Annotated in this window: 17 protein-coding genes; 16 read left to right on the plus strand and 1 reads right to left on the minus strand. The window is 48.1% G+C overall.

Going from position 1 to position 18,473, the window contains the following annotated elements:
• Positions 1-21 precede the first annotated feature (21 nt).
• The 4 genes from BUQ89_RS01045 to ispH all read left to right on the plus strand — a co-directional run bounded on the left by BUQ89_RS01045 (position 22) and on the right by ispH (position 4,040).
• Complete coding sequence (locus BUQ89_RS01045) at positions 22-1,254, plus strand: RNA-guided endonuclease InsQ/TnpB family protein (RefSeq protein ID WP_074202456.1); 1,233 nt, start codon at positions 22-24, stop codon at positions 1,252-1,254.
• Positions 1,255-1,299: 45 nt separating this feature from the next.
• Positions 1,300-1,596, plus strand: a complete 297-nt coding sequence (locus tag BUQ89_RS01050; protein WP_028461713.1) for a hypothetical protein — start codon at positions 1,300-1,302, stop codon at positions 1,594-1,596.
• A 188-nt stretch (positions 1,597-1,784) separates the two neighbouring features.
• Complete coding sequence (locus BUQ89_RS01055; protein ID WP_028461714.1) at positions 1,785-2,921, plus strand: 3-deoxy-7-phosphoheptulonate synthase; 1,137 nt, start codon at positions 1,785-1,787, stop codon at positions 2,919-2,921.
• 171 nt (positions 2,922-3,092) lie between these two features.
• A complete protein-coding gene (gene ispH / locus BUQ89_RS01060; protein WP_028461715.1) occupies positions 3,093-4,040 on the plus strand; it encodes a 4-hydroxy-3-methylbut-2-enyl diphosphate reductase in 948 nt (315 codons plus the stop codon).
• A gap of 31 nt (positions 4,041-4,071) precedes the next feature.
• Here ispH and thiO read toward each other — a convergent pair whose 3' ends face one another.
• Positions 4,072-5,127: a glycine oxidase ThiO gene (thiO, locus tag BUQ89_RS01065; RefSeq protein ID WP_036573199.1), complete on the minus strand. Its 1,056-nt coding sequence runs from the start codon at positions 5,125-5,127 to the stop codon at positions 4,072-4,074.
• Between the two features lie 257 nt (positions 5,128-5,384).
• Here thiO and BUQ89_RS14330 point away from each other — a divergent pair, with 257 nt between their 5' ends.
• The 12 genes from BUQ89_RS14330 (at position 5,385) to BUQ89_RS01125 (ending at position 18,445) form a co-directional block, all read left to right on the plus strand.
• Positions 5,385-5,795, plus strand: coding sequence for a type IV pilin protein (locus tag BUQ89_RS14330; RefSeq protein WP_036573181.1), 411 nt, complete (start codon positions 5,385-5,387; stop codon positions 5,793-5,795).
• A gap of 8 nt (positions 5,796-5,803) precedes the next feature.
• Positions 5,804-6,382, plus strand: coding sequence for a type IV pilus modification protein PilV (pilV, locus tag BUQ89_RS01075; protein ID WP_245812864.1), 579 nt, complete (start codon positions 5,804-5,806; stop codon positions 6,380-6,382).
• Positions 6,379-7,452, plus strand: a complete 1,074-nt coding sequence (locus BUQ89_RS01080; protein ID WP_051537609.1) for a PilW family protein — start codon at positions 6,379-6,381, stop codon at positions 7,450-7,452. Before pilV (BUQ89_RS01075) ends, BUQ89_RS01080 begins: the two co-directional genes overlap by 4 nt.
• Positions 7,449-7,949 (plus strand): pilus assembly PilX family protein, encoded by a 501-nt coding sequence (locus BUQ89_RS01085; RefSeq protein ID WP_036573183.1) that lies wholly within the window; start codon positions 7,449-7,451, stop codon positions 7,947-7,949. The genes BUQ89_RS01080 and BUQ89_RS01085 overlap by 4 nt, the downstream gene beginning before the upstream one ends.
• Before the next feature lie 22 nt (positions 7,950-7,971).
• Positions 7,972-11,079, plus strand: coding sequence for a pilus assembly protein (locus BUQ89_RS01090; RefSeq protein ID WP_036573186.1), 3,108 nt, complete (start codon positions 7,972-7,974; stop codon positions 11,077-11,079).
• 21 nt (positions 11,080-11,100) lie between these two features.
• Positions 11,101-11,661 (plus strand): GspH/FimT family pseudopilin, encoded by a 561-nt coding sequence (locus BUQ89_RS01095; protein WP_036573187.1) that lies wholly within the window; start codon positions 11,101-11,103, stop codon positions 11,659-11,661.
• Positions 11,662-11,937: 276 nt separating this feature from the next.
• Complete coding sequence (locus BUQ89_RS01100; RefSeq protein ID WP_028461722.1) at positions 11,938-12,459, plus strand: GspH/FimT family pseudopilin; 522 nt, start codon at positions 11,938-11,940, stop codon at positions 12,457-12,459.
• A complete protein-coding gene (gene pilV, locus BUQ89_RS01105; protein ID WP_028461723.1) occupies positions 12,456-12,962 on the plus strand; it encodes a type IV pilus modification protein PilV in 507 nt (168 codons plus the stop codon). The genes BUQ89_RS01100 and pilV (BUQ89_RS01105) overlap by 4 nt, the downstream gene beginning before the upstream one ends.
• A 65-nt stretch (positions 12,963-13,027) precedes the next feature.
• Entirely contained in the window at positions 13,028-13,762 is a 735-nt protein-coding gene (locus tag BUQ89_RS01110) for a PilW family protein (protein WP_028461724.1), read from the plus strand.
• Positions 13,759-14,328, plus strand: coding sequence for a pilus assembly PilX family protein (locus BUQ89_RS01115; protein ID WP_028461725.1), 570 nt, complete (start codon positions 13,759-13,761; stop codon positions 14,326-14,328). The genes BUQ89_RS01110 and BUQ89_RS01115 overlap by 4 nt, the downstream gene beginning before the upstream one ends.
• Before the next feature lie 28 nt (positions 14,329-14,356).
• Positions 14,357-17,884, plus strand: a complete 3,528-nt coding sequence (locus BUQ89_RS01120) for a pilus assembly protein (RefSeq protein WP_028461726.1) — start codon at positions 14,357-14,359, stop codon at positions 17,882-17,884.
• Between the two features lie 102 nt (positions 17,885-17,986).
• Positions 17,987-18,445 (plus strand): type IV pilin protein, encoded by a 459-nt coding sequence (locus BUQ89_RS01125; protein ID WP_028461727.1) that lies wholly within the window; start codon positions 17,987-17,989, stop codon positions 18,443-18,445.
• The last annotated feature ends 28 nt before the right edge of the window (positions 18,446-18,473 follow it).

Below are 18,473 nucleotides of genomic sequence, written 5' to 3' on the forward strand. Positions count from 1 at the left end.
CCTTTTTGTATAATTATAACCATGAAGCAGATTATACGCAAAGCCTTTAAATCTCGACTCAATCCAAATTCTGACCAAGTACAGAAGATGGTTGAGTTTGCGGGTGCTAATCGGTTTGTTTGGAATAAAGCCTTAGCAATGAATCTGTTCAGATTAGAGCAGAAACAGCCATTGCTTTGGTACAACGAGTTGTCATTTTGGCTAAAGCTATGGAAATCCTCAGAAGATTATGGATTTCTAAAAACCGTTCATTCTCAACCGTTGCAACAAGCCTTAAAAAACTTAGAAAAAGCGTTCAAAGACGGTTTTGATAAAAAACAGCCTTTAAAACGGATTCCAAAATTCAAGAAAAAAGGTTTGAGTGACAGCTTTCGTTATCCACAAGGATTTAAGCTGGAGCAAGAGTCTAGCAAAGTGTTCTTGCCTAAAATCGGTTGGGTGAAATATCGTAATTCACGCCAAGTCATTGGTGACGTTAAAAATATGACGATTTCCCGTAAAGGCGGTTATTGGTACGTGTCGATTCAGACTGAGTACGAGACCGAGCTAAAGCGTCATAGCTCAACCAGTATGATTGGTGTTGATATGGGCGTTACCCGCTTTGCAACCTTGTCAGACGGCTCATACGTAGAACCTTTAAACAGTTTCAGAAAGTTATCAAAGAAACTGGCTTTTGAACAGCGTGAGCTGTCTAAAAAAGTCCGTTTCTCTGCTAACTGGAAAAAGCAGAAACAAATCATTACTCGACTGCATGAGCGTATTGCCAATGCTCGTTTAGACTTCTTACACAAAACCTCAACCGAAATCAGCAAAAATCACGCAATGGTCGTAGTTGAGAATTTAAAGATAGGAAACATGTCTAAGAGTGCCAAGGGCAGTGTTGAAAAGCATGGTAAAAACGTCAAAGCGAAATCGGGTCTAAACAAATCCATTCTTGACCAAGGATGGGGAATGTTCGTTTCGTTCTTGGAGTATAAACAGGCTTGTTCAGGCGGGGATGTATTGAAGGTAAACCCTCAATACACCTCTCAAACCTGCCCTGGATGTCAACATGTTAGTCGTGACAATCGCAAAAGCCAAAGTGCTTTTGAATGTACAGAATGTGGATTTAAAGCCAATGCCGACTTGGTAGGTGCCTTGAATGTACTTGAGCGAGGACATCGCTTGTTAGCCTGTGGAGTTGAAACGTTAGTTTCGTCTAAGAAGCAGGAACCAGTAGGCAGTAGCAATACAAACCTACTCTTAACGGCTTAATAAGTCGCTAGGAATCCCCTTCGTTTAGGAAGGGGAGGATGTCAAGTGGTGGATGATCAAGGCCGGTTGCTGGGGGAGATAAATGCCGTAATATTACTCAAAATTACCGATGAGAGATTATTGACACAGCCGGTGACCAGCCTGCTTTCTAAATCATCTGTGATCCTGTCTACAAACATGAGTGTATTGGACGCATATTCATGTTTGCAGAATTTTGTTGGTATCAGTATTCCGGTTATTGCTAACGAGACATCGCGTCAATTTGTGGGTGTTCTCTATGAGAACAAACTGACGTCTGCTTATTTGCAGGCAGTTGAGCAATCACGTCAGGAAAGAAGCTAGGTCATGTGGTGAATTCAAGTAACAAGCAGTCCGCCGTCCGACTCTAAACGGGTCTGAGTGATTACCGAACAAAATGACAATTCGAAAGGATTCTGAATCATGGTAACGAATAGTTTTTTCAGTTAGAATCGAGATCCAATTTTTACCTTTTATCGTCGTAATGGACGTTATCTTCTTGGTACCATTTTATGATTCTTGTCCTTATTCCAGATACTCGGCCTGATAGTCCGGAGTATAAACAATTATTGGCACATCTCGCCAATCTGCCGGGTATTACGACACGCGTGCATATTGAGGTGGGCGCGGAACAATCGCTGACAGAAGTTTATCTGATTGGCAATACGAAAGCGTTATCTATTGAAGATATCCGGAGTCTTCCATGTGTTGACCGAGTGGTACGGATTTCTGAAGAATATCGTGTGCTGGGGCGGCACAGGAACGATGATCGTCCGACGCATTTTGATTATAACGGCGTTCGTTTTGGTCAAGACACACTCAATGTATTTGCCGGATTATGTGCAGTCGATACCATAGAGCATGTCGAGATGATGATGAAAGCATTACGCGACCAAGGCCAGGTTTGTGCGCGTATGGGGGCTTATAAACCGCGCACCAGTCCTTATGCATTTCAGGGGCATGGAAAAAACTGTCTTCCTTATGTATTTGAGTTAGCAGGAAAATATGATTTAAAAGTCATTGCGATGGAGATTACGCATGAATCTCATTTGGAAGAAATTAGTAAAGCACTTTATCAAACAGGTAATCCAACGGGCGTGATGCTGCAGATTGGGACGCGTAATACGCAGAATTTTGAGTTGTTGAAAATTGTTGGGCGTCAGCAGAATTATCCGGTACTCATCAAACGGGGCTTTGGCATCACTCTGGATGAATCACTGAATGCGGCTGAATATCTGGCTTCCGAAGGGAATCGGAAGGTCATATTTGGTCTGCGTGGAATGAAGACGAATATGGCTGACCCACATCGTAATTTCGTAGATTTTGCGCATGTGCCAGTTGTCAAACGTCTGACACGGATGCCGGTATGCATTGATCCGTCACATTCTGTTGGTGCGCGGACTCATTCACCCGATGGCATATTGGACATCATGCATGTGACGGCTCAAGGCGTGATTGCCGGTGCCAATATGATACTGGTGGATTTTCATCCCGTACCCAATAAGGCGCTGGTAGACGGTCCGCAGGCATTATTAATTCGAGAATTGCCCCAATTTCTGGAAGATATCCGCATTGCGCGCGAAGCTTATAACCAACGGGTTGCGTTGGCTGCACGCTATCAGAAAAAAGAGAATGATGACCTGGAGTAAAATATCTGCAATGCCAACTTGACTGGATGCGAGCGATTCATTCAAGCTGATATGGCTGTCGTTATATATTCAGAAGAGACGCCTGTGGTTGGCGTATAGTCAATGTGATTGCCCTTAGCGTCTAGATATTCACTGATGACTGATGGATGCCCATTTTATGGAGAATAATAAATGATTAAAGTATTGCTCGCGAATCCCAGAGGTTTTTGTGCAGGAGTCGATCGTGCAATTGAGATTGTCGAGCGCGCGTTGGCAACGCATGGTGCCCCGATTTATGTACGCCATGAAGTGGTACACAATCGTTTTGTCGTAGAAAATCTGGAAAAAAAAGGTGCCGTGTTTGTCGAGAATCTGGATGAAGTTCCTCAGGACAGTATCCTGATTTTTAGTGCACATGGTGTTTCTCATGCAGTGAGACAAGAGGCTGCATCGCGCAAGTTGAAAGTGTTTGATGCGACCTGTCCGTTGGTGACCAAGGTGCATGTAGAAGTCGCAAAAATGCGCAGGGATGGAAAAGAAATCGTTATGATCGGTCATCAGGGCCATCCAGAAGTTGAAGGGACGATGGGGCAGATTGAGAGCAAGGATAAAGGGATGTATCTGGTGGAAACTGAGCGGGATGTCGATGCGCTGCAAGTAAAGGACGCCGCTAATTTAACTTATGTTACTCAGACCACTTTATCGGTGGATGATGCCACGCGTGTGATAGAAGCATTGAAAAAGCGTTTTCCGATGATTACAGGTCCTAAAAAAGATGATATTTGTTATGCAACACAAAATCGTCAGGATGCGGTTAAGAAGATGATCGGACAATGTGATCTGGTGATTGTAGTGGGCTCTCCTAATAGTTCAAATTCCAATCGCTTATGTGAAGTAGCACGTAACGCTTACGTGGAGGCCTATATGGTCGACAGCGCCTCTCAATTACAAGAAGAATGGTTTATAGGAAAGAGTCGTGTGGGTATTACCGCTGGAGCCTCTGCTCCGGAAATATTAGTGCAGCAAGTGATATCCCGTCTCAAGGAAATAGGAACCGCGCAAACGGGCGAGGAAGTGATGATCAGTGAATTGAGTGGTGTTGTGGAGTCGGTCGTGTTTCCATTACCCAAGACTACTTGATTCAATGGCGTCAATAGATATCAATATTAAATCAACGTGTTTGCCATCCCATTTGATAGGGAGCTGTATCAAATGGCTGCGGTGTGCCTGTCATTTCATTTAATAGAATTTCTGCGCTCGCGGGTGCCATCGTGACGCCATATCGGAAGTGCCCGCAGTTGATATAGAGATTATTGAGTAGCGGGTGTTTCCCGATGGTAGGGATATTATGGGGTGAAGCCGGACGCAGCCCGGCCCAGTGTCGTATTATTGGCATGTCCTGCAGTAATGGTAATAATATGGTTGCGCGTTTCAATAAATCCTCGCGTGCAATGCGGGTTGTTTGCTTATTAAAGCCGACATCTTCTAATGTGCTGCCCACTAATACATGGCCATCGCGACGCGGAATAAGATATAGATTTTGCTGTAATAGCAGGGTGCGTACAGGGGGAGTAGCAAATTTGAATAGGAGCATCTGTCCCCGGATCGGTTTGATATCCAGCCCGAACGCCTGTGCTCCCAGAATTTCTTTGCTCCAGGCTCCGGCTGTCACAATATAATAATCCGCATGCCACCTGCCGGATGAAGTTGCCAGGGCGTTGACCCGTCTCCTTGTAACCATGACATTGTGGACTGTGCAATATTCAACGATTCGCCCGCCCAGTGTAATGACCCGATGCTGTAATGCGCGTAGTAAACGCGGGCTGCGTACCTGTGCAATATCTGGTAAAAATAGTGCTTGTCCTGGTTCTGCGTGATGATGCAGCTGCATTCCATGTGCCGCACACCAGTGTTGTGCAGCCTGTGAATTATAGGGCGGCAGTACTTGCATGCCGCTTACTTCATATTCAGCATCAATATTTGTGGCATGCTGCAACGCGTTAATCCATGCCGGGAATAGGCGGGCACTATAACTGGTGAGGCGGGTTACATCATCGCTATAGTGCCATGGACAAAGGGGTGACAAGATTCCACCACCCGCCCACGATGATTCTTGTCCTGCCTCATTACGTTCGAGTATCGTAACCGTTGCGCCCTGTGTCAATAGCCGTTCTGCTGTGGCCAATCCAATGATCCCAGCGCCAATTATAATGACATCCTGTTTCATTACACTTTGGCTGCTCATTTTGCGTATAAATCCATGCATGATACGCCAGTTGTCAGTGATATTTCGATGTGCTGCCAGGCAGCTGATATGAGTAGCAGTTATTCTGGGCTGAAATATTTTATGAAGGTGAGGCGGAGATGAAGCCCGGCGTGTTAAATTCAAGCTTATTAGGATGATAGCCGTTAGTATTGGGCAACCCATTGCGCCGGGTACAGGACTGGTGACGGGTAGAAAATTTTGTCGGAGTATTTATAATAATGGGAAAGAAACAGAGCATCAAACAGATTAAACAAAGCGGTTTTACATTGATTGAAGTAATGATTGTCGTCGCGATCATCGGAATTCTGACAACACTGGCTTACCCGTCCTATCAGCAATACATGATCAGAACACACCGTGCAGCGGCTCAAACACAAATGATGGATATTGCCAATCGTCAACAGCAGTTTTTATTAATGAATCGAAGTTATGCGGACAAGGCAACGCTGGAAGCCAGTGGGTTTAGTCTGCCAGCGGATATCAGCAGTAAGTATAGTTATACTATTGTGCTTGGCGGTGGTGCTTCTCCTTCCTATACATTGACCTTTATACCGAGTGGTTCACAAGTAAGCGATGGCAATCTGGTCATGACGCATGAGGGAGAAAAAACGCCTGCGGATAAATGGTAATCAGGTCAATGAATGTTGTATTTTTTCCGCCGGTCATGCACCGGATGCGTGGCGTGTCTCTGATCGAAGTTCTGGTAACGATTGTGATTCTGGCTATCGGCCTTTTGGGCCTTGCGGGTTTGCAATTACGTCTGCAATCTTCCGAAATTGAGGCCTATCAGCGGACACACGCGCTGATATTGCTTGAAGATATGGCTAATAGAATAGCCGCTAATCGTAAGAATGCGGCAAGCTATGTCACCGATCTGGTAGGCACAGGCGATAGCCAGCCTGATATCTGCTTGGGAAGCGGCCAAAGTTTTGATATCTGTCAATGGAGTCATGCCCTGCAAGGCGCTGCTGAACAATCAGCATCCTCCAGCAATGTGGGTGCGATGATCGGGGCCCGTGGTTGTATTGAGAGTTTAGGTACTGCTGATCAATTCATGATTACCGTTGCATGGCAAGGATTGACCCCCATTCAAGCCTCTACATCTCGCTGTGGGGCAGGTTTATACAATGGCGCAGCCGGGTCAAGCTGTGTGAATGATCTGTGTCGGCGCACGATGAGTACAATTGTGCGCATTGCAGATCTGGGATCATTATGAAGCCCGGGAGCAGTATCCTGTCGACGATACCATCTGGTCGTCGTCCGCATTTTCAACAGACGGGTTTTTCGCTGATTGAATTAATGATTTCCATTACGCTGGGTTTATTGGTCATGACAGCCGTACTGGCGCTTTATCTGAATTTATCGCGCAGTAATGCGGAATTAGCCAAAATGAACCGGCAAATTGAAAATGGCCGGTTTACCATTCAACTATTACAGCAGGAATTATGGCATGCGGGTTTTTGGGATACTTATGTGCCACCTTCGCCCGCATTAATGCCGCCAACGGCCATACCGAATCCGTGCGTGGGGTTTTCCAGTTGGAGTGCTGCCGATATTGCGAATATCTATGCTATTCCGGTGCAGGGCTATGTGGCGGGGGGCACGTTGCCGGCGGCGTGTGCCGGTATTATCAACAACCTGCAATCCGATTCAGATGTACTGGTCATCCGATATGCGGCAACTTGCGTAGCGGGTACCGCCAACTGCGAAAACTACAATGCCGGTAAGCTTTATTTACAAACACAATCTTGTGTCAATATCAGTCATGCAAACTATGTCGCTAGCGCAGAAAATGTACCCGTACTGGGCACGCCCGGAACGGGGGTATATCGGAAAGACTGCACGACACCTGCCGATCGGCGTAAATTAATCACGTCCATTTTTTATGTACGCAATTATTCAGTGACCGCAGGTGATGATATTCCAACGCTCATGCGCGCTGATCTGGATTCGTATGGCGGTAGTGTCGTGATGCAGGCGGGACAGCCGATGATAGAAGGTATTCAGAGTCTCAAACTGGAATATGGCCGGGATATCGATGATGACGGCAGTGCCGATAGCTTCAGTGATTGTAGTGCCTGTACGGCCACCGACTGGGCCAATATTGTGGCTGTTCGTATTTATGTTCTGGCGCGTAATCTGGAGGCCTCGTCAGGTTATGCCGAGAATAAATCTTATACGCTTGGATCGACCATTCTGGGGCCTTTTAATGATGGATTCATGCGTCACGTCTATACCAGCTATGTTCGCCTGATTAATCCTTCTGGTCGAAAAGAAAAACCATGATAACGCATGAGGTTACTGCCAAGGAACGGGGGGCGACTCTGGTCGTTGGATTAATCATGCTGGTCGTGATTACGCTGCTGACTGTTTCCGCCTTTAGACTGACCGGGGGAAACCTCAAGGCAGTAGGAAACATGCAATTCAGGAATGAAGCGATTGCTGCGGCGAACATGGCGATTGAGCAGATGATAAACATTCATTTCGCCACGCTGAATCCTGCTGATTACCCTACACTCATCAACGTCGATATTGATCAGAACGATATTGTTGACTACGTTGTCAGCGTTAGAGTCCCAACCTGTATCAAAGCCATACCTGCATCGGTCAATTTTTCGGAACTGAGCGGGGTGAATGCCAATATCACAAATTCCGGTGATTACCTGACCTTATGGGAAATTGAAGTAAACGTGGAGAATCAGGCAACCGGTGCTTCAATCATAGCTAAGCAGGGCATCAATAAGCGTTTGACGCTGAGCGAATATATTATTTCCACGTGTTAAGTCAATCAGGCTAGGGGGAAGCATGTGCACTGTATGGAGAAAGCTCTTATTAGGGATTAGCCTGGCGAGTTTGAGTCTGGTTTCGGTAGCAGAAGATATTGATTTATTTGCAGGAGTTGCTCCGTCCGCTGTCGAGGATAAAGCGAATATATTGATTGTGCTGGATAATACAGCTAACTGGAATCAGGCGTTCACGAATGAGGTAGCGGCATTGGTTGCCGTATTCAATGGTCTGGAAGCAGACCGATTCAAAGTTGGCCTGATGATGTTCAGTGAAACGGGGGGAGATAACCGCAATCCGGATGGCGGGTATATACGTGCCGCCACACGTTTGATGGATACAGCAAATAAAGTGCTCTATCGGGATCTATTCGTTGGCCTGGATCGGACTGATGATAAATCTAATGGCGGTAAGTTGGCTTTAGCGATGGCTGAGGCGTATTATTATTTTTCAGGCGAGCAGGCTTATGCCGGTCACAATAAGGCCAAGCGGGATTATGCGGGTAATTTATCCGGGACAAAAGCAGATAACGCGGTGTATGCGCTCGCGGGTAATGCGTTTGATTCTGCAACGGCAACCAAATATAAAAGTCCGGTTGAATCGGGCTGCCAGAAAAACTTTATTATTTATATCAGTAATGGCGCGGTGCAGGATAACAGTTCTGATACAACTCGAGCAAATACTCAACTGACTGCACTGGGTGGTAATACAAGAGAAATTCCCCTTTCTCCTGGCGGGTCTCAATCGAATGCCGCTGATGAGTGGGCACGATTTATGGCAGCAGATGCGAGCACTCGGATTGTTACCTATACAGTGGATGTGGACCCGGTTCTGAATGGTCAGGGCCCTGGGTTTACCGCCCTGCTGAAAAGTATGGCTGGTAACGGCCGGGGAAAATATTTTTCGGTTGATTCTTCGGTGGATAATGGCATACAAATCATGACTGCGCTTAATAGGATCTTCTCTGAAATTCAATCCGTTAATAGTGTGTTCGCTTCAGCTGGCCTGCCGATCAGCGTGAATACCCAGAGCACATTCTTGAACCAGGTATTTATTGGCATGTTTCGGCCGGATGCGAGTGCGGCTCCCCGCTGGCATGGAAACCTGAAACAATATCAATTCAAAGTAGGGATATCTGGTGAGGGCTTATCCCTTAATCTGGCGGATGCAGACGATGTGTTGGCGATTAATAGCAATACCGGTTTTATCACGCAATGCGCGCGTAGTTTCTGGACACCCAGTACGGATAATATGGATAGTTACTGGGCTTTTAATCCACAAGGCCTGTGTACGACGATTGCTAATTCGGCACAATCGAATACGCCGGATGGGGAAATTGTGGAAAAAGGCGCGGTAGGGTATCAATTACGAGCTATGGCGCCCTCCTCGCGTACCATCAAAACCTGCAATCCGGATAGCTGCACGGGACTAGTTAATTTTGATACCACCAATACCGCCATTACGTCTACTCTATTGAAAGCAGCCAATGATACGGAACGAACCCGGATTATCAACTGGTCGCGCGGGATGGATGTGAACGATGAGAATAATAATGGCAATTTCGAAGAAATGAGACCTTCTGTGCACGGCGACATTGTGCACTCCCGTCCACTGGCGATTGATTATGGAAATAGTATTGGTGTCGTCGTATTTTATGGCGCTAACGATGGCATGTTGCATGCGGTTAATGGTAATCAATCCACTAATATCGGCAGCTATTTGCCTGGGAGTGAATTGTGGTCGTTTATCGCGCCAGAGCATTATGGGAAACTGAAGCGTATTTATGATAACAGTCCGGCCATTACATTACCCAGTGTGAATGACGGGACAGCCAAGCCTTATTTCTTTGATGGGCCGGTTACCGGACACAAAGAGAATGAGACTGTTTGGATATATGCAACGCAGCGAAGAGGGGGGCGAATGATTTATGCGCTGGATGCCAGCACGCCCATCGATGTGCGTCTGAAATGGCGTCAGGGGTGCCCCAATTTAAGCGATGATACCGGCTGTACTGCGAGCGAGTTTATTCAAATGGGTCAAACCTGGTCGGCCGCCAAGATTATAAAATCATCGGGCTATGTTTCCGGCGAGACACCCAAACCAATGCTGATCATGGGTGGTGGATATGATCTCTGCGAAGACGGCGGCGCTGATAGTGATCTGAATAGTTGCACCTCTCCTAAAGGCAATCGGGTTTTTGTATTGGACGCGGATAGTGGTGTCTTACTGAAAGCATTTCCAACTAATCGCAGTGTGGTGGGAGATATTACCATCGTAACCAATGTGATTACGGGATTGGCTGATTATGCCTATGCGGCGGATACAGGAGGTAATCTCTACCGGATTACGATGGGTTCAGCCGCACCGGAAAGCTGGACAATGACACGGATTGCCGCGCTGGGATGCAGTACAACTCACTGTCCTGGTGGTGTCGCTAACCGCAAGTTTCTATTTGCCCCTGAAGTCGTTGTCACGCCCGATTTTAATGCTGTTTTAATTGGTTCGGGTGATCGTGAACATCCCTTGCTGAAGCATACGACAACAGCCGGTGTAGATAATGCTTTTTTTATGCTGAAAGATAAGCCCACCGATACGAATTGGTGGTCCAGCGAAGCCGGTCATTGTGAATCCTTGGCATTAGCCTGTATGGCTTCACTCCTGGAAATCGATCCGGACAGTACCACGATGCCGACTGAAGCGGCATTGAATGCGAAAAAGGGTTGGTATCTGGCCTTGGGTGCGGAGAATAGCCTGCATGATAAAGAACAGGTCGTGACGACGGCAGTCGTTGTACTGGGGGTGCTCTCTTTCAGTACGCATACGCCAACCAGACAGGATCCGGAGAGCTGTGGGTCCGATTTGGGCCTGGCGCGTGTTTATAACCTCAATTTTCTGGATTCTAGTCCCGTAGGTGCTACCCGGAGTACGGTCATTACCGGTGGTGGCCTGCCGCCATCGCCCGTATCCGGTATGGTGAACGTCAGGAATCCGAATACCGGGACAGTGATCGCCGTGCCTTTTATTATTGGCACCCATCCGGATTCTGTGCTGGAAGGATTATCACCTGCGCCTGCGGTGACGCCCGCCCGCTCTAAATCGAGAGCTTATTGGTTTTTGCAGCAACAATAAATGTGATCAGTAAAAATAGTGATGATCGACATCGATAAACAGGTTTCTTCTGAGCGTGGAGTGACTTTGATTGAATTACTGGTGGCTTTGTCTATCCTGGCTATTTTATTAGCCGTGGGCGTACCTGCGCTGAGCCAGTTCTCAGTCAATAGCCGATTGAGTCATTATGCGAATTCAATTTTTTCCGATCTGGCGCTGGCAAGATCAGAAGCAATTAAACGGAATCGTCGCGTGGTGCTGTGTAAAAGCTCAGACGGGTTGGCTTGTACCAATATAGGGGATTGGAGTCAGGGCTGGATCGTATTTGCTGATTTGGATAATGATGCGAATAGAGATAGCGGAGATTTGATTATACATAAGATGCCCGCATTCGCCCTCGGCCATCGTCTGACGGGAAACAGCCAGATCGATAGTTATGTCTCTTATGATTCACAGGGGATGACCCGGCTCGTCGGTGGTTCTTTTCAAGCGGGTACCTTCACACTGTGTCCGCCGGCACCGGCTGCTGCCGGTATCGGACGTGAGGTTATATTGAGCGGCAGCGGCCGAGCGCGCGTTGTTAAAATCGCCAGTTGCTCATAAAGCGTAACGCATATGAACATTATCTCTATTTCTACCTTGTGAAACTACTGTAGATACCGTCTGTTTCTGCCGCGCCATTAGATTCGATAGAACACCCCCTGTTTGATCGACCATCCGGTATCTCAATACCAGGTATGCGCTGCTGGTCGCCTATCAAGTTCCCTCTGAATATGACCCGCCTGGCGGGCAATCTGGTAAAGAAGGATTAAAGCTAATCCTGATTCTAACCGTTACCTTGTACACGTTTAATTGTTTGAGCATCGAGGGTAAAGAGTCATGCGCCGTGTTGCGAATCAGGGATTCACAATGGTTGAGTTAATGGTTGCGTTGAGTGTGGCTGGTATTCTGTTGACCGTTGCGTTGCCAAGCTATCAGGTATTTGTTCAAGACACTCGCTTACTAACCCAGAGCAATCATTTTACCTCTGCCGTTATGCTGACGAAAGGCGAAGCGGTTAAAAGAGGCCGCTCTGCCACGATCTGTCCCAGTACAGATGGGGTAGCTTGTACGGGTGGAACAAACTGGTCTAATGGCTGGATTGTATTTGCTGATGAGGATGGTGATGGTGTGGTGGATACCGGTGAGGAAGTGATTCAAGTGGGTGCCCCGCTGACTGGGGATAACCAATTGATATCGGGGGTGCGTACCCGGGTTACCTTTGCCGCGAGTGGTTTTTCGCTGGGTTTTAATGACACCTTTTCTTTGTGTGATAGTCGTGGCGCGACTTATTCCAAAGTTTTGATCATCAATAATCAAGGTCGATTACGCGCGGAGACTGGAACGGGAGTGTGTTCATGAAGCGCCCGTCTTATGACAGACAGCAGACCCGGAACGCGGGCTTCAGCCTGTTGGAGGTATTGGTTACGATTCTGGTACTGTCTTTTGGTTTGCTGGGGATGGCCAATTTGATTCTGACGGGTATGCGCAGCAATAATATTGCGCATTATCGAGGGATCGCCACGCAACAGACACATGATATGGCTGATCGGATGCGCGCGAATCTGGTGGGAGTCAGCGCGGGCCATTATGATGCACTCGCGACAGGCATTCCGGCCAGTAATGATTGCATTGCAACTAACTGTAGTGCTGCGCAAATGGCTGTTTATGATCATGCACAATGGAATGCGGCCAATGGCATCCTGCTGCCTGATGGTGTGGGAACGGTTGTGGGAAATCTGGCGGGGGGATTTTTGGTGACTGTAATGTGGGTCGAAAAAGAAATGAATGGCGTTACAGACCCTGCCTGTCCGAGCGGTACTCCCGCCGACAGGCGTTGTTTTTCAAGTAGATTCTCGCCATGATTAGACCCGATTCGAGAATCAGCCGAACAACCCCTCTTTTAGATGCTAGGGAAAGAAGAGGTCGGATGCAAAATGGTTTCACCTTGGTGGAGCTTATGCTCGCGATGACCATTAGTCTGGTATTACTGCTCTTGATTGGCACGGTCTTTGTCAGTAGTCGTCAGGCATTTCGTGTACAGGAAGATGGTGCGCGCATACAGGAAAGTGGTCGTTTTGCACTGGAAATCCTTGGGCGGAGCATCAAGCAGGCCGGTTTTGCTGATATCCCCTTTATCGGAGACAAGATGGCTTTTTCCGGTACGGCGATTAATGGCACGAATGGTGCTGGCGGTGCGGCTGATACGCTGACAGTGCAATATGACGGCATCATCGGTAGTCGGGATTGTGAAGGGACTGTGGTGATTGCGGCCGGTACCATTATTCAGAATCACTTTAACCTGGATGCAGCCAATGCTGAATTGCAGTGTGCCGGTACCATTGCCGTAACGCCACCCGCGCCTGGCCCATCGAGCAGTGGTCAGGTGCTACTGAACAATGTAGAGGATTTACAAGTGCTTTATGGCATTGATACGACGGGTGACCAATCGGCGAATCAATATGTTGCTGTGCCTGCCAATTGGGATCAGGTTGTTACCGCACGGATTTGCATACTGATTCGTTCGGAGAAAATGGGGGTTGTTGCTGCTGGTTATTATCTGGGCTGTAACAGCACGGCTGTAGCGGTGCCGGCAGATAGGCGACTGCGACAGGCTTTTAGCGCGACCTATAACCTGCGTAATCGTGTGAATACTATCCCATGAACAGGAATCCGTCTTTACGACAAAAACAATCGGGTATTGTTTTTGTTACCGGCCTGATTTTTTTGCTTATCCTGACATTGTTAGGGGTCAGCGCAGTCAAGACGGCCAGCATAGAAGAACGTATGTCCGGTAATTTACGGGATCGCCATCTGGCATTGCAGGCGGCAGAAATGGGATTGCGTTATGCCGAGCAGTATATCCGAAATAATAATCCGGCCGTCCCGCCCCTTATAGTTGGCGTGACAGGTTTTGATGCAACCTGCACGAATGGGCTTTGTTATTACGGTGAAGGGGTCGACGCGCCCACGGTCCCCGTCTGGACGACTTATTGCACACCGGATTGCCCGATCAGCTATCACGTGGGAAATACATTTAGTGTGAATAATGTTGTGACCTATACAGCGCCTGCCTTGCCGGCAGGCGTGCCTGCACCGACTTATTTAATTGAGGGTATTCGGAAAATACGACCGGGTAGTGTCATACAGTACTACTACCGGATTACTGTGCGCGGGCAAGGTGCCAAACCCGGCACGACCGTTTGGTTACAAGAAGTATTCAAACCCTGATGGTGAGATTATTAAACGGGATACGAGCATGATGAAAGAGAAACGGCCTTTTTCTGTCGGGATAGAATGGGTTTTTTATTTGTCCTGTATTTTATCCTGGTCTGTCGATGCGGCGTTACCGCTTTCGAACGGCCCTCTTTTTCTAGGCGGCAGCATCACGCCAAACGTCGTGTTCACGCTGGATGACTCCGGCTCAATGCAACAAGAAATCATGCCGGAGGGGCTGGCTCCTAATGGGGTGCGTTTTGTATTCCCTCGTGCGGAAAGTGTGTATAACAATTCATCGGATTTCGACAATAAAGTCGTTGCATTTATGGTTAATGACCCGGGTAGCGGGTACGCTGCTTCTCTGCGCTCCAGCCAGGTCAACAAGGTTTATTATAATCCGACCGTCAGGTATCAGCCGTGGAGCAATGCGGACGGGTCGTTGATGCCGGCAGTGAATCCTACCTGCGCACCGCACAATCCAATGAATACCGGTGCCGGCTGTCGTAATCTCATAGTAGAGAATAAACAGGCGGCTGAATGGCTAAAGAGCAACGGGAGTTTGTCGTCTTCCGAATCAAAGACTTTTTATCCAGCCGTATATTTTAAATATAAGGATAATGGGGGCAATGTGTATGCGGCCGCTAACTATACGCAGGTAGAGATTCGGCTGCCCAAGCTTTTTTACACGGGCGGACCGGGCCGGACAGATTGCATTGCTGCGCCGACTTGTACCTATATAGAAGAAATTCAGAATTTCGCAAACTGGTATACCTATTATCGTTCACGTGTCTTACTGTCCCGGGCAGGCATTGGCCGCGCCTTTGCCACCCAGGGCAATACTATGCGGGTAGGTTTTGCGGCTATCAATCAAGGGAACAGTATAGTCGATGGTGTGCGAACGAAGACGCTGATCAGTGGCGTGCGACCGTTCATCGGCGCCGGCAGAACCGAATTCTTTACCAATCTCTATAGCCATCCTATTCCCAAAGCGAATACCCCGTTACGCGCGGCGATGGATGATGTCGGGCAATATTTTCAGCGGACCGATGACAAAGGTCCGTGGAGCGATACGCCGGGTGATAAGGGCGGGGAGCAGCATGAATGTCGCCAGAACTATCATATTCTGATGACCGATGGTTACTGGACCGGCGGGGTTGGTGGCAGGATTGGTGGTGGGGCGGAGAATGCGGATAATGAGGATAGTGAGGTAGGTATGACCATTACCAATCATGCTTCTCCGGCGATCCCGCCGAATTATACCTATACGCCAGTACTGCCTTACTCCGATCCCAATCCCGGTACGCTGGCAGATGTGGCCATGCTCTATTGGAAGAATGATCTACGGCCGGATCTGCTTAATAAGGTTCCGACGAGTTCAGGCAATCCTGCTTTTTGGCAACATATGGTTAATTTTACGGTCGGGCTGGGTGTTCAGGGTACGCTGGTTACACCGCCATCAGGAACGGAGACGTGGCCTGATACGATGAGTAGTGAGGCCGCAAAAATTGATGATTTGTGGCATGCAGCCATCAATAGCCGCGGTAAATTTTTTAGTGCAGCTGATCCGGTGACATTTGCCGATGCCTTGTCTAACAGCTTGTCCACTATTGTTGCGCGTACCGGATCGGCTGCTGCCGTGGCAGTGAATGCCGGTTCACTGATGGCCCATAGTCGCATCTATCAGACTAAGTTTAATAGCGGTGACTGGAGCGGACAGTTATTATCGATTCCGATTAATACTGCTGGCGTATCTGGCACGGCGGAATGGAATGCAGGCACCGTTTCGCTTGCGCCGACAACTGTTTCGCCTGATTCCCGGGTTATCATAACCAAGGGCAACAGTGATGGGGTGCCCTTCCAGTATCTGAAGCTGAGTGCGACGCAAAAAGCATCTCTGGATAAAAACAATGCCGGCCTGCTTGACACTTGTGGTCTGGAACGAGTGGCTTATTTGCGGGGAAGTGCCAGCGGAGAGGGAGGCACAGGAACATTGCTCTGTGTGAGCACGACGATAATCAATAAATTCCGCAAACGTACTACCAGCCTGTTGGGTGATATTGTCAATGGCGCCCCCTTTTATGTCGATAAACCCGGCGCTGGATACTCTGATGTTGATCACGCCGGTTATGCTGCATTTGTAAACAATTATAAGAATAGAACCCCGGTGGTTTATGTGGGGGCAAATGATGGCATGCTGCATGGCTTTAATGCCTGCATAGTGGGGGTTACACCCGGTTGTATTGCAGCCGATGCGGGCAAGGAACTCATCGCTTACGTGCCCGGTGGCGTGTATGCCAATCTGAATCGCCTAAGTAATCAGGATTATCATGACAATCATCGTTATTTTGTAGATGGTTCTCTGATGGTTGCGGATGCGCATATCGGCACCACGCCGAGCTGGAAAACTGTGCTGGTGGGGGGGCTCAATGGAGGTGGTCAGGGTTATTATGCGCTGGATGTGACGAACCCGGCTAATTTTACCAATGCCAACGCGGCGAGTATTGTGTTGTGGGAATTTACGGATGCGGATGACGGTGACATGGGGTATAGCCACAATTTACCGACCATTGCCCTGAATGGCCAGGCCCAGCAGATTGTGAGAATGGAGAATGGCCAGTGGGCAGTGATTGTCGGTAATGGCTATAACAGTGTCGCTGGTAAGGCCGTGCTGTATATATTATTTATCAGCGGGGGTGAAGACGGCACCTGGACAGTGGGTACGGATTATATTCGTTTGGTTGCTGATACGGGTACAGGGAATGGACTTTCCACACCGACTCCATTTGATAGCAATGCGAATGGTTTAGTTGATGTGATTTATGCCGGGGATATTCGGGGAAATTTATGGAAATTTGATGTCAGCTCGACAACGCCCGCCAGCTGGAATGTGGCGGTAGCAGGCGCACCTTTATTCGTATCCGGTTCCCAAAAACCCATTATTTCTCCCCCGGTTGTGAGTCTGCATCCAAAGGGGGGGCAGTTGATTCTGTTTGGTACCGGCAAATACCTTGAAACAGCGGATACAACGAATAAGGATGGGCAGTCTGTTTATGGTATATGGGATAACAATACAACGGCAACCATTGCAACTGGGGCGCTGGTTCAACAAGTCATGACGGATGCATCGATCCGAACCGCTACGCAAAATTCGGTTGCTTATTCTGCAACCATAAAGGGCTGGTATCTGGATTTGCCTATCAGTGGCGAAAGACTGACGGGTGTCCCTGCGATCGAAAATAACCTTTACACCTTTACGACGATTATTCCGTCCATCTCACCCTGTGATTTTGGTGGCAGAGGGTTTGTGAATACAGTGGATTTCCTGACGGGCAGTATGCTCTCTATCCCTGCCTTTGATACCAACGGGAACCGAATCATCGCCTTTGATGATGCTTTGTCAGCGGGCGTGGAAATTGGTTTTTCGGTGGGTGGGGTGACGCGCGTCAGGGGGCAGACACAGGACTGGTTGTTATCCTCCAGAGCGGATGGCGAACTGGTAAAAACGCCCGCAACCAAAGGTCCCGCTGAACCACAAAGTCGTATTGTGTGGCAGGAACTGATTCAGTAAGCATTCGATTGTTCAGGGGCCGAATCACTGTGCTGTTGTCCTGAACAGGCGTGATATGAATGGAACGAATGGAATGATGATATCTTTGAGAGAGGCATGAAAATGAAAGCGAATAGCAGTTTAAATGAATGCGGCGGGTTTTCCCTGATTGAATTGATGGTGGCCATTGCTGTTATTGGCATTCTGGCAACGGTTGCGCTGCCTTCTTATCAAGATTATATCCGGCAATCAAATAGAGCCCTGGTTAAAACCATGCTCTATGAAAACGCGCAATTTATGGAGCAATTCTACACAGAAAATAATCAATATGATGCGACGGTGGGTGTCGACGGGATTGCGAATACAGGGGATGATGTGGCCGTAGTCATACCCCTGCTCCGCTCGCCGAGAACGGGCACGGTTCAGTACAACCTTTCTTTGCAGGCAGTAAATAATAATACTTTTACGCTGCAAGCCATTCCTGTGGGTTCAATGGCTGGAGATAGCTGCGGCACATTGACTTTGACGAGCACGGGACTACAAGGGGCTGGTGGTGATGTGGCGAGTTGCTGGAACCGATAATGCAGCAATTCATTGATTCATGTTTAAA

Origin of the sequence: Nitrosomonas cryotolerans ATCC 49181 (genome assembly GCF_900143275.1) — a bacterium.
Lineage (GTDB): Bacteria > Pseudomonadota > Gammaproteobacteria > Burkholderiales > Nitrosomonadaceae > Nitrosomonas > Nitrosomonas cryotolerans.